General features: G+C 41.8%; 14 protein-coding genes and 4 tRNA genes. 14 read left to right on the top strand and 4 right to left on the bottom strand.

Annotation, left to right across the window (positions count from 1 at the left end):
• Positions 1–53 precede the first annotated feature (53 nt).
• Both yaaA and A9479_RS11560 read left to right on the top strand, forming a co-directional pair.
• Positions 54–833: a peroxide stress protein YaaA gene (yaaA, locus tag A9479_RS11565; protein ID WP_028835667.1), complete on the top strand. Its 780-nt coding sequence runs from the start codon at positions 54–56 to the stop codon at positions 831–833.
• A 105-nt stretch (positions 834–938) separates the two neighbouring features.
• A complete protein-coding gene (locus tag A9479_RS11560) occupies positions 939–1895 on the top strand; it encodes a mechanosensitive ion channel family protein (RefSeq protein ID WP_064663496.1) in 957 nt (318 codons plus the stop codon).
• A gap of 199 nt (positions 1896–2094) precedes the next feature.
• On the opposite strand, the gene A9479_RS19955 is transcribed toward A9479_RS11560, so the two are convergent.
• The 3 genes from A9479_RS19955 to srmB all read right to left on the bottom strand — a co-directional run bounded on the left by A9479_RS19955 (position 2095) and on the right by srmB (position 4428).
• A complete protein-coding gene (locus A9479_RS19955) occupies positions 2095–2247 on the bottom strand; it encodes a hypothetical protein (protein ID WP_197487253.1) in 153 nt (50 codons plus the stop codon).
• A 394-nt stretch (positions 2248–2641) separates the two neighbouring features.
• Positions 2642–2962: a BON domain-containing protein gene (locus A9479_RS11555; protein ID WP_064663495.1), complete on the bottom strand. Its 321-nt coding sequence runs from the start codon at positions 2960–2962 to the stop codon at positions 2642–2644.
• A 239-nt stretch (positions 2963–3201) separates the two neighbouring features.
• A complete protein-coding gene (srmB, locus tag A9479_RS11550) occupies positions 3202–4428 on the bottom strand; it encodes an ATP-dependent RNA helicase SrmB (protein WP_064663494.1) in 1227 nt (408 codons plus the stop codon).
• Positions 4429–4504: 76 nt separating this feature from the next.
• On the opposite strand from srmB, the gene A9479_RS11545 reads away from it, so the two are divergent.
• Both A9479_RS11545 and A9479_RS11540 read left to right on the top strand, forming a co-directional pair.
• The gene (locus tag A9479_RS11545; protein WP_064663493.1) at positions 4505–5203 is read left to right on the top strand and encodes a tRNA1(Val) (adenine(37)-N6)-methyltransferase; all 699 of its coding nucleotides are present in this window, start codon (positions 4505–4507) and stop codon (positions 5201–5203) included.
• Positions 5204–5297: 94 nt separating this feature from the next.
• On the top strand, positions 5298–5756 hold the full coding sequence (locus tag A9479_RS11540; RefSeq protein ID WP_016900533.1) for a DUF2147 domain-containing protein: 459 nt from the start codon (positions 5298–5300) through the stop codon (positions 5754–5756).
• A 47-nt stretch (positions 5757–5803) separates the two neighbouring features.
• Here the strand turns inward: A9479_RS11540 and fldB are convergent, their stop codons facing one another.
• Entirely contained in the window at positions 5804–6325 is a 522-nt protein-coding gene (fldB, locus tag A9479_RS11535; RefSeq protein WP_008467792.1) for a flavodoxin FldB, read from the bottom strand.
• Positions 6326–6430: 105 nt separating this feature from the next.
• On the opposite strand from fldB, the gene xerD reads away from it, so the two are divergent.
• The 10 genes from xerD (at position 6431) to A9479_RS11485 (ending at position 13892) form a co-directional block, all read left to right on the top strand.
• On the top strand, positions 6431–7357 hold the full coding sequence (gene xerD, locus A9479_RS11530) for a site-specific tyrosine recombinase XerD (protein WP_008467794.1): 927 nt from the start codon (positions 6431–6433) through the stop codon (positions 7355–7357).
• Between the two features lie 72 nt (positions 7358–7429).
• The gene (gene dsbC / locus A9479_RS11525; protein ID WP_008467797.1) at positions 7430–8158 is read left to right on the top strand and encodes a bifunctional protein-disulfide isomerase/oxidoreductase DsbC; all 729 of its coding nucleotides are present in this window, start codon (positions 7430–7432) and stop codon (positions 8156–8158) included.
• A gap of 83 nt (positions 8159–8241) precedes the next feature.
• The gene (gene recJ / locus A9479_RS11520) at positions 8242–9963 is read left to right on the top strand and encodes a single-stranded-DNA-specific exonuclease RecJ (RefSeq protein ID WP_064663492.1); all 1722 of its coding nucleotides are present in this window, start codon (positions 8242–8244) and stop codon (positions 9961–9963) included.
• A 145-nt stretch (positions 9964–10108) separates the two neighbouring features.
• A protein-coding gene (gene prfB / locus A9479_RS11515) for a peptide chain release factor 2 (protein ID WP_139232429.1) occupies positions 10109–11207 on the top strand; the annotation gives its coding sequence in 2 pieces (ribosomal slippage) (positions 10109–10183 and positions 10185–11207; 1098 coding nt in all).
• A gap of 26 nt (positions 11208–11233) precedes the next feature.
• Entirely contained in the window at positions 11234–12769 is a 1536-nt protein-coding gene (gene lysS / locus A9479_RS11510) for a lysine--tRNA ligase (RefSeq protein ID WP_008467803.1), read from the top strand.
• Between the two features lie 353 nt (positions 12770–13122).
• Positions 13123–13305 (top strand): hypothetical protein, encoded by a 183-nt coding sequence (locus A9479_RS11505; RefSeq protein ID WP_013465804.1) that lies wholly within the window; start codon positions 13123–13125, stop codon positions 13303–13305.
• Between the two features lie 128 nt (positions 13306–13433).
• Positions 13434–13526: transfer RNA gene (locus A9479_RS11500), tRNA-Ser, on the top strand.
• Between the two features lie 34 nt (positions 13527–13560).
• Positions 13561–13637, top strand: a tRNA-Arg gene (locus A9479_RS11495).
• Positions 13638–13695: 58 nt separating this feature from the next.
• A tRNA-Arg gene (locus tag A9479_RS11490) sits at positions 13696–13772 on the top strand.
• A gap of 43 nt (positions 13773–13815) precedes the next feature.
• A tRNA-Arg gene (locus tag A9479_RS11485) sits at positions 13816–13892 on the top strand.
• The last annotated feature ends 218 nt before the right edge of the window (positions 13893–14110 follow it).

Here is a 14110-nt window from a genome sequence, read left to right as displayed (position 1 = left end):
TTTCATTTAATGTTGAAATTGACATTAAATAATTTACAAGTCAATAGCTAACTATGATCACTGTTATTTCACCAGCAAAGAATCTTGATTACGACACGCCACCCGCAACAGATAAGTTCACTCAACCTGAATTACTTGAGCACAGCGAAGCGCTCATGAAAGTATGCCGTGAACTAACTCCTGCGCAAATTGGCAGTTTAATGAAAATTAGCGATAAACTCGCAGGCCTCAACGCAGCGCGTTTTAGTGAGTGGGCACAACCATTCACTACCGATAATGCTAAACAGGCCGTGCTTGCCTTTAACGGCGATGTATACGGGGGGTTAGATGCTAATACCCTCACTACTAAGCAGCTTGATTACGCTCAAGACCATTTACGTATACTTTCGGGATTATACGGAGTATTAAAGCCGCTTGATTTAATGCAGGCTTATCGCTTAGAAATGGGTACAAAACTTGAAAATAGCCGAGGTAAAAACTTATATGAGTTTTGGGGCAGTGTTATTGCTAATAAACTTAACGACGTATTAGCGGCACAAGATGCACAATACTTAGTAAATCTAGCCTCTAACGAATACTTTAAAGCAGTAGATAAAAAAACGCTTAACGCACACATTATTACACCACACTTTAAAGACTGTAAAAACGGCCAATATAAAGTGATTAGCTTTTACGCTAAAAAAGCGCGCGGCATGATGGCACGCTACATCATTGAAAATCAAGTGACTCAATTAAGCCAACTCAAAGAGTTTACTGTGGCCGGCTATTACTTTAGCCCAGAGGCAACCACCAAAGAACTTGAACCGGTATTTTTACGCGAAGAGCAAAACTAACACATCGTTTAAAGTATTTAATAAGCCATGCATTGCATGGCTTTTTTATACTGGCGTTATTTTTGCAAACCTTAGATTACTAACCCTAACTAAGGTATAAAATAAATGCTCTCAATTCCCTCAATTACAGAAGCCGAAAAGTTGATAGAAGAAAAGCTCGGCGGTTGGTTTGATGTAGTTATAAGTCATATCCCAAACTTTATCGTTGCAGTAATTATTGCCATTCTATTTTCATTTATTGCCCGTTTGGCAGGCAAAGGAATGAAAAATGTTTTACGTCGCTCGCTCGACTCTACGCAAATTGCCGATTTAATGGCCTCAATATTTAAAGTTATTGTACTGAGTGTGGGGGTATTTATTGCCCTTGATTTTATGGGCTTAAAAAGTACTGTCACTTCTCTGCTTGCTGGTGCAGGTATTGTTGGTCTTGCCATTGGTTTTGCTTTTCAAGATATGACCGAAAACCTGATAGCGGGTATTGCCATGGGAATTCGTAAACCGTTTAAAGCGGGTGATGTCATAGAAACCGATAATGTGTTTGGTTCGGTACATTCAATAAACTTGCGCAACACACTAATAGAGAGCTTTTACGGGCAATTGATACTGGTACCTAATAAAATACTATTTAGAAATGTACTGCGTAATTACAACACCTTAGGGGTAAGACGAATAGAAGTGCCGGTGGGTATTTCTTACGCTGACGACATAGAAAAAGCCAGTGAGGTCATCGTCGACAAAATTAACCAATTTGACTTTGTGATCCGCAAAAATGAAACCGCTGTTTATGCCGAAGGCTTTGGTGATAGCAGTATAAACTTGTTGGTGTGGTTTTGGATCAAATACCCCGGTGAGCCTGATTTTATGACAGTGCGTCATAAAGGAGTTGTGGCCGTAAAGCAAGCACTTGATGCCGCTGATATAAGTATTCCGTTTCCTATTCGTACCCTTGATTTTGGTATTAAAGGCGGTGAAAAACTCGATGCCATGATAAGCGATAAAATAAGTCAGCAGTCAGCAAATAAAGAGGGTGACAATAATACTGATGCAAGCCAAGGTGAGTAAATAATTTAAAACCCCGAAGGTAAAAGCATTGGGAAATAGTTACTGACTATCAGCGCGTTTTTACAAAGTAAAACGCGCTTTTTATAATAAATAATATAAGGGTCTGTTGACCTTTGCGGATTAAAATTAGTTCAAACTAAGAGCTATTTAATCGCGACGCGAGGTTTGTTGCCTAGTGGGCTCGATAACTGCTCCTGCGTTATTCTACTGGCTTACATCCATGTAATAATAAGTAAAAACCGAGCAAAGCTTCCGCGTCCAGCTCACGCTCCTTACCACCATCCATGTAGCCAACAAAGAGTAAATGTCCCTGGGCAGAACCCTTGGCTAAATACCAAACAGACTGCTGCAAATTCAACCTTGAAAGAACAACAGACCCAATTGATAATCTGAAGTAATTAAAGCCTTGCGCTAACTGCCTTAAAAACGCCTCAATTAGAAAACTATATCGATAAGGTTTCTCATCTCAAAATAGATTATTTAATCAACCGAACTAGAGCCCAAGCTTGATGTAAGCGCTTTATAATAAGTGTCTATAAACAAAGGTTTCAAAAGTATAAGCAGCTGCAATGAGCGTCGCGATTGGTGCGTAAACTAAAAGGCATTTAATTAAGTATTTAAACTGGCTTGGGAATATGCTTTGCAGTGAATTATATTGTGCAAACCATAAAAAAAGCGCCGCTTGTGTTGGAGAAACAAGCAGCGCTGAGGGATAAGTTAAGTGTATTAGTTAAGAAAAAGTTGTATTAAATGACACTAATTTTGTTATGAATGATTTTAACCCCATCCATATTTTCTAAAAACTTTTGTGCAAGAGCGCGTTCAAAACCGTTATTGGCTTCGCCTTTAAGTTCAACGTCACCGTCATTAACGTGTACGTTTAGTTTTTCTAACTTTAAATTTGGGTTAGTGCGCAATTCATGAGTAATAGATTGTTGTAAATTAGGGTGTGTAGCCACACTGCTAACTACGGCTAAATGCGTTGCTGCACTGACTTTAAAAGCAGAGACTAATAAAAATAAACAACAAAACGAAATAAAACCGATAGTAAATTTAATGCGACTCATAACTATATCCTTAGTGTGTTACTAAAAAACAACGCCATTACTCGGCGTTTTAATACTCGTATATTCGATAGGGTTACAAGTTTCATTCCAAGATTAACTGTTTGAAATAACTTACTATTTTATTAATTAGTTATTCAGCTAAGTATTTTTTACATATTACTATGAATAGCTTACTCACTGTTTTTAAGCCACAAAAAAGCCGACAAACGTCGGCTCAATTAAATGTGTTAAAGCTAAAGCTATTTTTTCTTTTTAGCTTTGGCTTTTTTCTTCGCTTTCATTTTTACTGGATCTTTACGCTTTTTAACCGGTGGCTTGGCTTCTTTATGCTTTGGCTCTAATCCTTTAAATACACGGCGTTTTAGCTTTTGCTCTATGTAACGTTCTACTTTGTAAAGTATGCCAATGTCGTGCGCTTCAATGAGTGAAATTGCAATACCTTTTTTACCCGCACGACCCGTACGGCCAATACGGTGTACGTATACATCTGCAGTACGTGGCATATCAAAATTAATTACGTGGCTTATATCAGCTACATCAATACCGCGGGCCGCTACATCGGTAGCGACTAAAATGCGGGTTTTGCCACTGTGGAAGTTTTCCATGGCTTTCATGCGTTTGTCTTGTGGCATTTCACCACGTAGCCACGCAGCTTTTACGCCGTTATTAGTAAGCTCACCAATTAGGGTTTCGAGGCGCTCACGGGTTTTTACAAACACAATCGCTTTACTAACATCAGGGCCATTTAAAGTGTTAACTAATAGCTCTAGTTTATGGCGGTAGTCGTCGGCTAAATGAACCCATTGATGAATTTTAGCTTTTTCTTTGCGTGATGATTCGGCTTCAAGTAGCGCGGGGTCGTTTAAAATACGCTCTGCAAATAATTCTACGCTGTCACCTTCAAGAGTAGCTGAGAATAAAAAGCACTGACGGCGGTTCTTAGCTTCATCACAAATGCGCAGCATTTCTTTACGAAAACCCATGTCGAGCATGCGGTCGGCTTCATCAAGAATGAGCATTTCTACGTTTTCTGCATGGAAGTTTTCGGTTTCTAAATATTCCATTAAACGCCCAGGTGTGGCGATTAAAATGTCATTATTATTTTCAAAAATTTCTTTGTGTGTACCGTAGTTTATACCGCCGGTAACCACCCCAATTTTTAACTGGGTTTGTTTTGCAAGTAACTCACATTGTTCATGAAGTTGATAAGCAAGCTCGCGCGTTGGGGTCATAATTAATACCCGTGCAAAGCCCGGATCACGACGTGGGAAATCCATTAAATATTGAATTGCCGGAATTAAAAATGCCGCCGTTTTACCCGTACCTGTTGGTGCCGACGCTAAAATATCGCGTCCTTGCAACGCCTCAGGAATGGCTTGTTGTTGAATGCTAGTGGGGGTTTCATAGCCCATTTTATTAATAGCATTGAGTAGCTTATCATCAAGATCAAATTCAGAAAATTGCATAGAGTGTCAAAAATAGGGGACAATTGCCGTTAATTATACGCACTTAAACCTGCTTGGTGAATGAAAAGGTGAAAAAATGTCTGGTTTTGCATTTAAACAATTTAAGGTTGAGCACGACCAGTGCGCCATGAAGGTCTCTACCGATGGTATTTTACTGGGCGCATGGGCTGATTTAAGCCACGCAAATACGTTACTTGATATAGGAACAGGCACAGGGTTACTGGCTCTAATGTGTAAGCAACGAGCGCCACATTTAAAGGTGAGTGCGGTTGAAGTTGATGAAACCGCCTACCAGCAGGCTTTACAAAATTGCCAGCAAAGTCCTTGGCCGGATATTAGTATTTACCATCAGCCTATTCAGCAGTTTGAGGCTGCAGGTTTATTTGATTGTGTTATAGCTAATCCGCCTTATTTTAATCAAAGTTTAAAAGGTGATAATGCAGCGCGAAATACCGCTCGCCATACCGATGGTTTAAGCTTTGCAGAACTGCTTGGTGCGTTTAGGCAACTAAGTCATCAACATTCGCGTTTTAATCTTATTTTACCCACCACTGAGGCGCAGTTATTTATAACATTAGCACAGCAGCAAGGGCTGTATTTAAATCGCCTTTGCCAAGTACAAGCTATGCCAAATAAGCCCTTTAGCCGCAGTTTGATGACTTTTAGTTTTGATGATGGCGAAGTAAGTAAAAGCACCCTATGCATAAGGGAGTTAAGTAATGCTTACAGTCAAGACTACATTGCACTGTGCAAGACGTTTTATTTAAATATGTAATACCACGCTGTATGCCTAAAGCATTTTTACGTAGAGTGTTTTATAAAGGATTGTTAGTATGGCACCATTATTGACTCATGTTTAAAGTAATCTGATGAATTTATTAACTAAAAAAACAAAAAAAATACTATTACTAGCCCTTTTAGCGGGCAGCTTATTTAACACCTCTGAGGTTTTTGCTAACCCCACACCGGTTGGGCTTTGGAAAACTATTAACGAAGAGACCAACGAGGCTAAGTCGTACGTGCGCATTACTGAGCAAGATGGCGTGCTGACTGGTAAAATTGAAAAAATACTCAATAAAGCCAAGCAAGATGCACTTTGCACCGAGTGTGATGGTGATAAAAAGAATCAGCCTATGTTGGGGATGACCATTATTGAAGATGTGACCTATGCGGGTGACGGTAGTTGGGAAGACGGTGAAATTCTCGACCCAAATAACGGTAAAACCTACAGCGTGCGTTTAACACCGCAGCAAAATGGCGAAAAACTAGAAGTGCGCGGTTATGTGGGCTTTTTTTACCGTAACCAATACTGGTTAAAAGTAGAATAGTTAAGAATTAAAAAGCGCTGCATGGCAGCGCTCTTTGCAATAGTGAGTTATAGGGTTTCAGCGTACTCTGTCATCACTTGTTCTACCCACGTGGCAATACGCTCGTCGCTTAGCTCGTACTGACTGTCTTCATCTAATGCTAAACCTACAAACTGTTTACCGTCTTCGGTAAGTGCTTTTGATGCTTCAAATTCGTAATTACTGTCGTTCGGCCAAAAGCCTAATTGAGTAATGGCTTGGGCATTTATTTCGTCGTGAAGCATGCCTAATGCGTCTTGAAACCACTGACCATACCCTTGCTGATCGCCCATACCAAATAACGCAATGGTTTTACCATTTAGGTCAACGTCTTTTATGTCGTCCCACTTTGATTCCCAATCTTCTTGAATTTCGCCAAAGTCCCACGTAGAAATACCAAAAATGATAAAGTCATATTGCTCAGCGTTTTTAAGCGGCTCGTCTTTAATATTATGTAAGCTGACAATGTCGGCGCCAATAATATCGCGTATTTTTTCTGCCGCCATTTCGGTATAGCAGGTAGTAGAACCAAAAAATAAACCAATTTGCATCGTATTTATCACTGTGTAATTGCCTGTTATGATAGGCTCAAGTTTACCGTAAGGTATTTTTAATTGATACCTTCTCCCGTGGTATTACCAACATGAGATCACAACGTGACAACGCTATCTGACGATTTACCTGAACAAAATACTGAGCTAAGCAGCAATAGCGACTTTTTAGAAACCTTTTTAGATAGCCTCTATTTAGAGCAAGGCGTAAGTGAAAACACACTGAGCGCTTATCGCAGTGACTTAGATAAGTTTTGCCAATTTTTAAAAGGCGAAAGCTTAATGACGGTAACCAGCTTAGATGTTGAAAGTTACCTAGCACACCGCGTTGATTTAGGGCTAAAACCACGCAGCACTGCGCGAAGTATTAGTGCATTAAAACGTTTTTATCAGTACTTTGTACGCGAAAAAATAATTAGCGACTCACCTATGGTCAATATTGCTCAGCCAAAGGCAGGGCAGTCGTTACCAAAAACGCTATCTGAGGCCGAAGTAGAAGCGCTATTAAGTGCGCCCAACATTGAAGAGCCAATGGGGCTGCGCGATAAAGCCATGCTGGAGTTACTGTATGCAACAGGCCTGCGGGTAACTGAGCTGGTGGGGCTTAGAATGGAGCAAATAAATTTGCGCCAAGCTGTGGTGTTTGTAAAAGGTAAGGGAAACAAAGAGCGGCTAGTGCCTTTAGGTGAAGAAGCTATGTATTGGCTCGAGCAGTTTTTAAAGCTCGGGCGCGCACAAATGATAAAACACGCCACCGATTTTGTATTTCCTTCTAAACGAGGGGTAGGCATGACACGACAAACTTTTTGGCATCGGATTAAACACTATGCTATTTTGGCATCCGTTGAGTCGCCGTTATCACCCCATACCTTGCGACATGCATTTGCAACGCATTTATTAAATCATGGGGCTGACTTGCGTGTGGTGCAGATGATGCTTGGCCACAGCGACCTATCAACTACCCAAATTTATACGCATGTAGCGAATGAGCGATTAAAATCGGTGCATGCTGAGCATCACCCTCGTGCTTAAGCGAATTTTTTTGTCACTAAGCCGGTTATATAGACACGATAAGATAAGTATTTTTAGGATAGAGAACCCGTTATGAAAAAATTAATGTTAGCAGGTGCCATGTTGTGCACTAGTTTGAGCGCTTTTGCTAATAGCGTTGCAGTCACTCCGGATGCTACAGATCCTATCGTGACGAAATTTGCCGCGCTAGGGGTGACCGTTAAACAAATTAATCCAAGCCCAGTTGCAGGCTTAAAAGAATTGATCACCAATAAAGGTGTGCTGTATGCAAGTCCTGACGGTCAATTTTTAATGCAAGGTACGCTAATCGATTTAAACAACCGTAGTAACTTAACCGAGCAAGCACTTAATGGTGTTCGCCAATCAGGGTTAAAAGAATACGAAGACTCAATGATTGTTTACAAAGCACCTGAAGAGAAGCACAGCATTACTGTATTTACCGATATTAGCTGTGGTTACTGTCGTAAATTACACCGTGAACTAGATGACTTACTTGACGCGGGTATTACCGTTAAGTATTTAGCGTTTCCGCGTGGCGGTCTGCAAGGATCTGGTTACGCTGATTTAATGAATGTATGGTGTGCGAAAGATCAGCAAGAAGCATTAACTGAAGCTAAATCAGGTGCAGATACCCAAATTGTTAAAGGCTGTAGCGCACCTGTTGCTGAGCATTATCAGTTAGGCCAGAGTTTTGGTATTAGCGGTACACCGGCTATTATTTTAGAAGATGGCACGATGATCCCAGGTTATCAGCCTGCTGCGGCATTAAGCGCAGCGCTTGAGGCTAACAAAGCGGGCTAAGCAATACCGCGAGTATGTGTTTAAAAAGGCCTTAATGGCCTTTTTTTGTCTTATATCATGAACATCATAAGTTAAAAACTAGCATGAAAAAAATGATCATTGCGCGAGAACCCGTTGACGACTCTCATCTGCCGAGCCATCTTCACCCTGTTATTAAGCAAATTTATGCCACGCGAAATGTGTCCCATGCCGATGAGCTAAACAATAGCGCAGCTACACTCCACGACTTCAAACTTTTTAAAGATATAGACAAAGCCAGCCAACTGTTAATTGAAGCCCTACACGCACAAAGCAAAATACTTATTGTGGGCGACTTTGACGCCGATGGCGCAACCAGCACCGCCACCTTAATGCAAGGGCTGGCCATGTTTGGCTTTATCCACTTAGATTACTTAGTACCAGACCGCTTTAGTTTAGGGTACGGTTTAAGCCCAGCATTGGCTGAGCAAATAGTGACGATGCAGCCCGATTTAGTGATCACCGTCGATAACGGGATTTCGTGTATCGCAGGCATTGATATTGTTAAAGCCGCAGGCATTAAAGTGCTGGTAACAGATCACCACTTGCAGGGTGAACAACTGCCTAACGCCGATGCTATTGTTAACCCTAACCGCCACGATTGTGATTTTCCCTCTAAGTCGATAGCCGGTGTTGGGGTGGCATTTTATTTACTCATTGCCCTGAGAAGCGCATTGCGTGAACAAGGTTATTTTGAGCAGCATCCCATGCCAAATATTGCTGATTTGCTGGATATCGTAGCGTTAGGTACGGTAGCCGATGTGGTGGCACTGGATGCAAATAACCGTACGTTAGTACATCAAGGCTTGGCTCGTATTCGCAGCGGTAAAACTCGCCCAGGTATTACCGCACTGATTGAAGTGGCTAATCGCAATGCCGCGCGCTTGAGCGCCAGTGACTTTGGTTTTTCGCTTGCACCACGCTTAAATGCAGCAGGGCGCTTAGACGACATGAGTCTAGGCATAGCGTGTTTACTTAGCAACGACATAAATCAAGCAAGGCGCATAGCCGGTGAGCTTGATAGCTTAAACTTTGCCAGACGTGAAATAGAGCAAGGCATGCAAGTAGAAGCGCAAGCGGTGCTCGATAGGCTCGCCTTTAAAGAAGACAGTGTGCCCGATGCCATTTGTTTGTACCAAGACGATTGGCACCAAGGGGTAATTGGTATTTTAGCCGGGCGCTTAAAAGAAAAGTACCACCGCCCAACGGTGATATTTGCGGGTGGCGAAAATGGTGAAATAAAAGGCTCATGTCGCTCAATTGAAGGCTTGCATATGCGCGACTTACTTGAGGGATTAAACACCGCGCAACCCGGTTTAATTAATAAATTTGGCGGCCACGCAATGGCGGCAGGGTTAAGTATTAACGAGCAGCAATTTACTGAGTTTAAACGCGCGTTTGATAGTGCGGTTAGCGAGCAACTCAGTGAAGAAAGTAAACGCTGTATTGTATTTACTGATGGTGAACTACCTAACGACTGCTTTAGCATGGATTTTGCGCAATTATTAAAGCAATCAGGCCCGTGGGGGCAGCAATTTCCTGAGCCGATATTTGAAAACACCTTTGAAGTGATACAGCAGCGCATTGTGGGTGAAAAGCACCTAAAGTTAGTCCTTAAACACCAATCTGCACGTTTAGTTGACGCCATAGCTTTTGGCATTGATGTAAAAGCGTGGCCAGATACCGAGGCGCAGTTTGTTAAAGTAGCGTACCAGCTCGATATAAATGAATTTAGAGGTAAATTTAGCTTACAACTGATTGTAAGAGAGCTTGAAAAAGTAGGCTAAAAAATATCTTCAAACCATGCATAAAAGGCTAATAAAACGCGCGGTTTTTTGTTAAAATCGGGCGTTTTTATTATTTGATGATTTTTGATTGCGCTCAGTCTCTTTTTTTAGTGCGCAATAACCTAGCCATTTTGGAGTAATGTACATGTTTGAAGTGAATCCTGTGATTAATCAAATCAAGGAAATTCGCGAACGTACTGAACTGCTTCGGGGGTACCTTTGACTACGCTCTTAAACAAGAACGTTTAGAAGAAGTTAACGCCGAACTTGAAGATTCAGCCGTATGGAATGAACCTGAGCGCGCACAAGCCCTTGGTCGTGAAAAGTCAGCACTAGAGGCTGTTGTTGAAACCATTGACACCTTAGTGGCAGGTACTGACGACGTTGAAGGGTTACTTGAACTGGCTGTTGAAGCCGAAGATCAAGACACCTTTGATGAAGCGCAAAGCGAACTGGCTGATTTAAATCAGCAACTCGAAGGCTTAGAGTTTCGCCGTATGTTTTCAGGTTCTCACGATTCAAACGATGCCTACCTTGATTTACAGTCAGGTTCTGGCGGTACTGAAGCGCAAGATTGGTGTAATATTTTACTTCGTATGTACTTACGCTGGGGTGAAGCAAAAGGCTTTAAAGTAGAGCTAGTTGAAGCGACCGATGGTGATGTTGCCGGTATTAAAGGCGCAACGGTGCGTTTTTCTGGCGAATACGCTTATGGTTGGTTACGCACCGAAACAGGTGTACACCGCCTAGTTCGTAAAAGCCCATTTGACTCAAGTGGCCGCCGTCATACCTCGTTTGCTTCTGCGTTTGTTTACCCAGAAGTTGATGACAACATTGAGATTGATATTAATCCGTCTGACTTACGTATAGACGTTTACCGTGCATCAGGCGCGGGTGGTCAGCACGTAAATACCACTGAATCAGCGGTACGTATTACTCACGTGCCAACTAATACTGTGGTGCAGTGTCAAAACGAGCGCTCGCAGCATAAAAATAAAGCCCAAGCAATGAAGCAGTTAAAAGCGAAATTATTTGAGCTTGAGCTACAACAGCAAAATGCAGAAAAGCAAAGCCAAGAAGACAACAAGTCTGATATTGGCTGGGGAAGTCAAATTCGTTCTTACGTACTTGATGACTCGCGTATTAAAGATTTACGTACCGGCGTTGAAAACCGTAATACTCAAGCGGTACTCGATGGCGACTTAGACAAATTTATTGAAGCCAGCTTAAAATCTGGTTTATAACCACCAAGCTAAAAAAGAGCTAAAAAATGACTGATCAAATCCAAGACGAAAATAAGTTAATCGCTGAGCGTCGCGGCAAATTAGACGCTATTCGCGCAAATTGCCCAGCCAACGGTCATCCAAACCAATTCCGTCGTGAGCATTACACGGCAGATTTGCAGGCTGAGTTTGGTGATAAGAGTAAAGAAGAATTAATCGAATTACAGCACGTAGTATCGATTGCAGGTCGTATTCTTGCTAAGCGTGGTCCGTTTATGTCTATTCAAGATATGAAAGGCCGTGTACAAGTTTATGCATCAAAAGACGTACAAAAAGATTTAAAAGCAAAATATGGCCAGCTTGATATTGGCGATATTATTGGTGTTAAAGGGCCGCTTAATAAATCGGGTAAAGGCGATTTATACGTAGATATGGCTGAGTACGAACTACTGACTAAGTCACTTCGTCCACTTCCTGAAAAATTCCATGGCCTATCGGATCAAGAAACGAAATACCGTCAGCGTTATGTTGATTTAATTACTAACGAAGCAACGCGTGAAACATTCCGTATTCGCTCACAAGTGGTTGAAGGTATTCGTCGCTTTTTAGCAGACCGCGATTTTATGGAAGTAGAAACGCCAATGCTACAGGTTATTCCTGGTGGTGCATCTGCGCGTCCGTTTGTGACTCATCATAATGCGCTTGATATCGACATGTACTTACGTATTGCGCCTGAGCTTTACTTAAAGCGTTTAGTAGTAGGTGGTTTTGACCGTGTATTCGAAATTAACCGTAACTTCCGTAACGAAGGGTTATCAACGCGTCACAACCCAGAATTCACCATGATTGAGTTCTACCAAGCATACGCTGACTACATTGATTTAATGAACATCACCGAAGACATGTTACGTACAGTTGCAACTAACGTACTGGGCAGCCCAATTGTGGTTAACACCACTAAAGATGAAAACGGTGAAGTGATTGATTCAGTAGAGTATGACTTTGGTCAACCGTTCACACGTTTAAGCATGAGCGACGCAATCTTAAAATACAACCCTGAGTTTGATGCTGCGGTATTCAACGACCCAGAAAACCACTTTGAAGAATTAAAAGCGTACGCTAAACAAGTACACGTTAAAATTCCTGAAAACTGCGTATGGGGCCCAGGTAAGTTCTTATGTGAAATATTTGAAGAGACGGCTGAGCATATGCTTATCCAACCTACATTTATCACAGGGTATCCGTGGGAAGTGTCTCCACTTGCACGTCGTAACGACGAAAACCCATTTGTAACTGACCGCTTTGAATTCTTTGTTGGTGGCCGTGAGCTTGCAAATGGTTTCTCTGAGCTTAATGATGCACAAGATCAAGCTGAGCGTTTTTCTCGCCAAGTTGAAGAAAAAGACGCAGGTGATGATGAAGCAATGCACTACGACGAAGACTACATTCGCGCGCTAGAGTATGGTTTACCACCAACAGCGGGTGAAGGGATTGGTATTGACCGTTTAGTCATGTTGTTTACTGACTCATCAACTATCAAAGATGTTATTTTATTCCCGCATATGCGCCCACAAGCAGACTAAGCTTGAAGGAATAAACTAAAAAATTATCAACGCCGCTAACTAGCGGCGTTTTTTTGCACTATTGTTTGTGAGACATTGCCTAAACTTCACATTAGGGCTTTTAATTAATAAGTACTACACCGATAATTAAGTGTAAGTATACAAGTAAATTAATCTTTAATTCAGCTTCATTATCATAAAGTTGCTTGACTGCTTAGCAACATTACAGCAGTGCTATAACTTTTTGGTATGATTGTTTTTTAAACATTATGTTGTATTTATGTGAATTTTTTAGCTAAAATGTGGCCGAAATTTATACACGGTCATTCTTAGTCGTAAAAAATAAAAATTTCTAAAGGACTTAGAGAAATAATATGAAAGCTAAACGAGTAGAATCTTTACCTGATGAGAACACTACAGAGCAACAGCGAGAAGCGTATTATCGCGCGTGTATTGCCGAGTTTCAGAAGTTAGGCTATCAAGAGCAATACCTTGCTGAACTTACGGACGAACTAGTGCCAGTGATGGGTGTAAATTCAAGCACCCCAAACACCTAACCTGATTATTTTTCAAACTAATTACACTTTAAAACCAGGCATGTGTGCAATCTATAGCCATATAGTCACTTTTGTCAGAAAAGTGTTTGACATATTTTCTGAAATCTTTATTATACGCCCCACAAGACGGAGAGGTGTCCGAGTGGCCGAAGGAGCTCCCCTGCTAAGGGAGTATAGAGTTTGTAGCTCTATCGAGGGTTCGAATCCCTCCCTCTCCACCATTTTTTAAATGGCGCATCTTGTAAAATAAAGTATGGGCGCATAGCTCAGCTGGATAGAGTACCTGGCTACGAACCAGGCGGTCGGAGGTTCGAATCCTCCTGCGCCCACCATACTTTACTCTCTTTTAGAGAACGCTCTGCTTAGAGTTAAAACAAGCAAAATGAAAGTGGGCGCATAGCTCAGCTGGATAGAGTACCTGGCTACGAACCAGGCGGTCGGAGGTTCGAATCCTCCTGCGCCCACCACTTTCAACTCTCACTTAGAGTTTAAATAAGTAAATATGAAAGTGGGCGCATAGCTCAGCTGGATAGAGTACCTGGCTACGAACCAGGCGGTCGGAGGTTCGAATCCTCCTGCGCCCACCACTTTCAAAAATAAGCCGGCAGTAAGTCGGGTATTTCTCGCCTGAAATCAATCAAAGCAAGGATGTGGATAAAGTAACCTACTGCGAACCAAGCAGTCGGAGGTTCACTCTTACAAGATACGTCCTGCGCCCAGCACTTTCATACATAAGCCGACATTAAGTCGGTTTTTTTTGTGCCTGAAATAAATCAAAGCGTGGATGTGGATAGAGTAACCTACT

Source organism: Pseudoalteromonas sp. MQS005, assembly GCF_001661605.1.
GTDB classification, from domain to species: domain Bacteria; phylum Pseudomonadota; class Gammaproteobacteria; order Enterobacterales; family Alteromonadaceae; genus Pseudoalteromonas; species Pseudoalteromonas tetraodonis.
Note: the sequence above shows the minus strand (reverse complement) of the source record. Positions and strands in the feature narration are given on the sequence as shown.

Bases quoted from the DNA above. Each gene is read 5' to 3' on its own strand.
- srmB (WP_064663494.1), bottom strand. From the start codon at position 4,428: ATGCAATTTTCTGAATTTGATCTTGATGATAAGCTACTCAATGCTATT.
- dsbC (WP_008467797.1), top strand. From the start codon at position 7,430: ATGAAAAAATTAATGTTAGCAGGTGCCATGTTGTGCACTAGTTTGAGC.
- recJ (WP_064663492.1), top strand. From the start codon at position 8,242: ATGAAAAAAATGATCATTGCGCGAGAACCCGTTGACGACTCTCATCTG.
- yaaA (WP_028835667.1), top strand. From the start codon at position 54: ATGATCACTGTTATTTCACCAGCAAAGAATCTTGATTACGACACGCCA.
- lysS (WP_008467803.1), top strand. From the start codon at position 11,234: ATGACTGATCAAATCCAAGACGAAAATAAGTTAATCGCTGAGCGTCGC.
- A9479_RS11560 (WP_064663496.1), top strand. From the start codon at position 939: ATGCTCTCAATTCCCTCAATTACAGAAGCCGAAAAGTTGATAGAAGAA.
- A9479_RS11505 (WP_013465804.1), top strand. From the start codon at position 13,123: ATGAAAGCTAAACGAGTAGAATCTTTACCTGATGAGAACACTACAGAG.
- A9479_RS11540 (WP_016900533.1), top strand. From the start codon at position 5,298: ATGAATTTATTAACTAAAAAAACAAAAAAAATACTATTACTAGCCCTT.
- fldB (WP_008467792.1), bottom strand. From the start codon at position 6,325: ATGCAAATTGGTTTATTTTTTGGTTCTACTACCTGCTATACCGAAATG.
- A9479_RS11555 (WP_064663495.1), bottom strand. From the start codon at position 2,962: ATGAGTCGCATTAAATTTACTATCGGTTTTATTTCGTTTTGTTGTTTA.
- A9479_RS11545 (WP_064663493.1), top strand. From the start codon at position 4,505: ATGTCTGGTTTTGCATTTAAACAATTTAAGGTTGAGCACGACCAGTGC.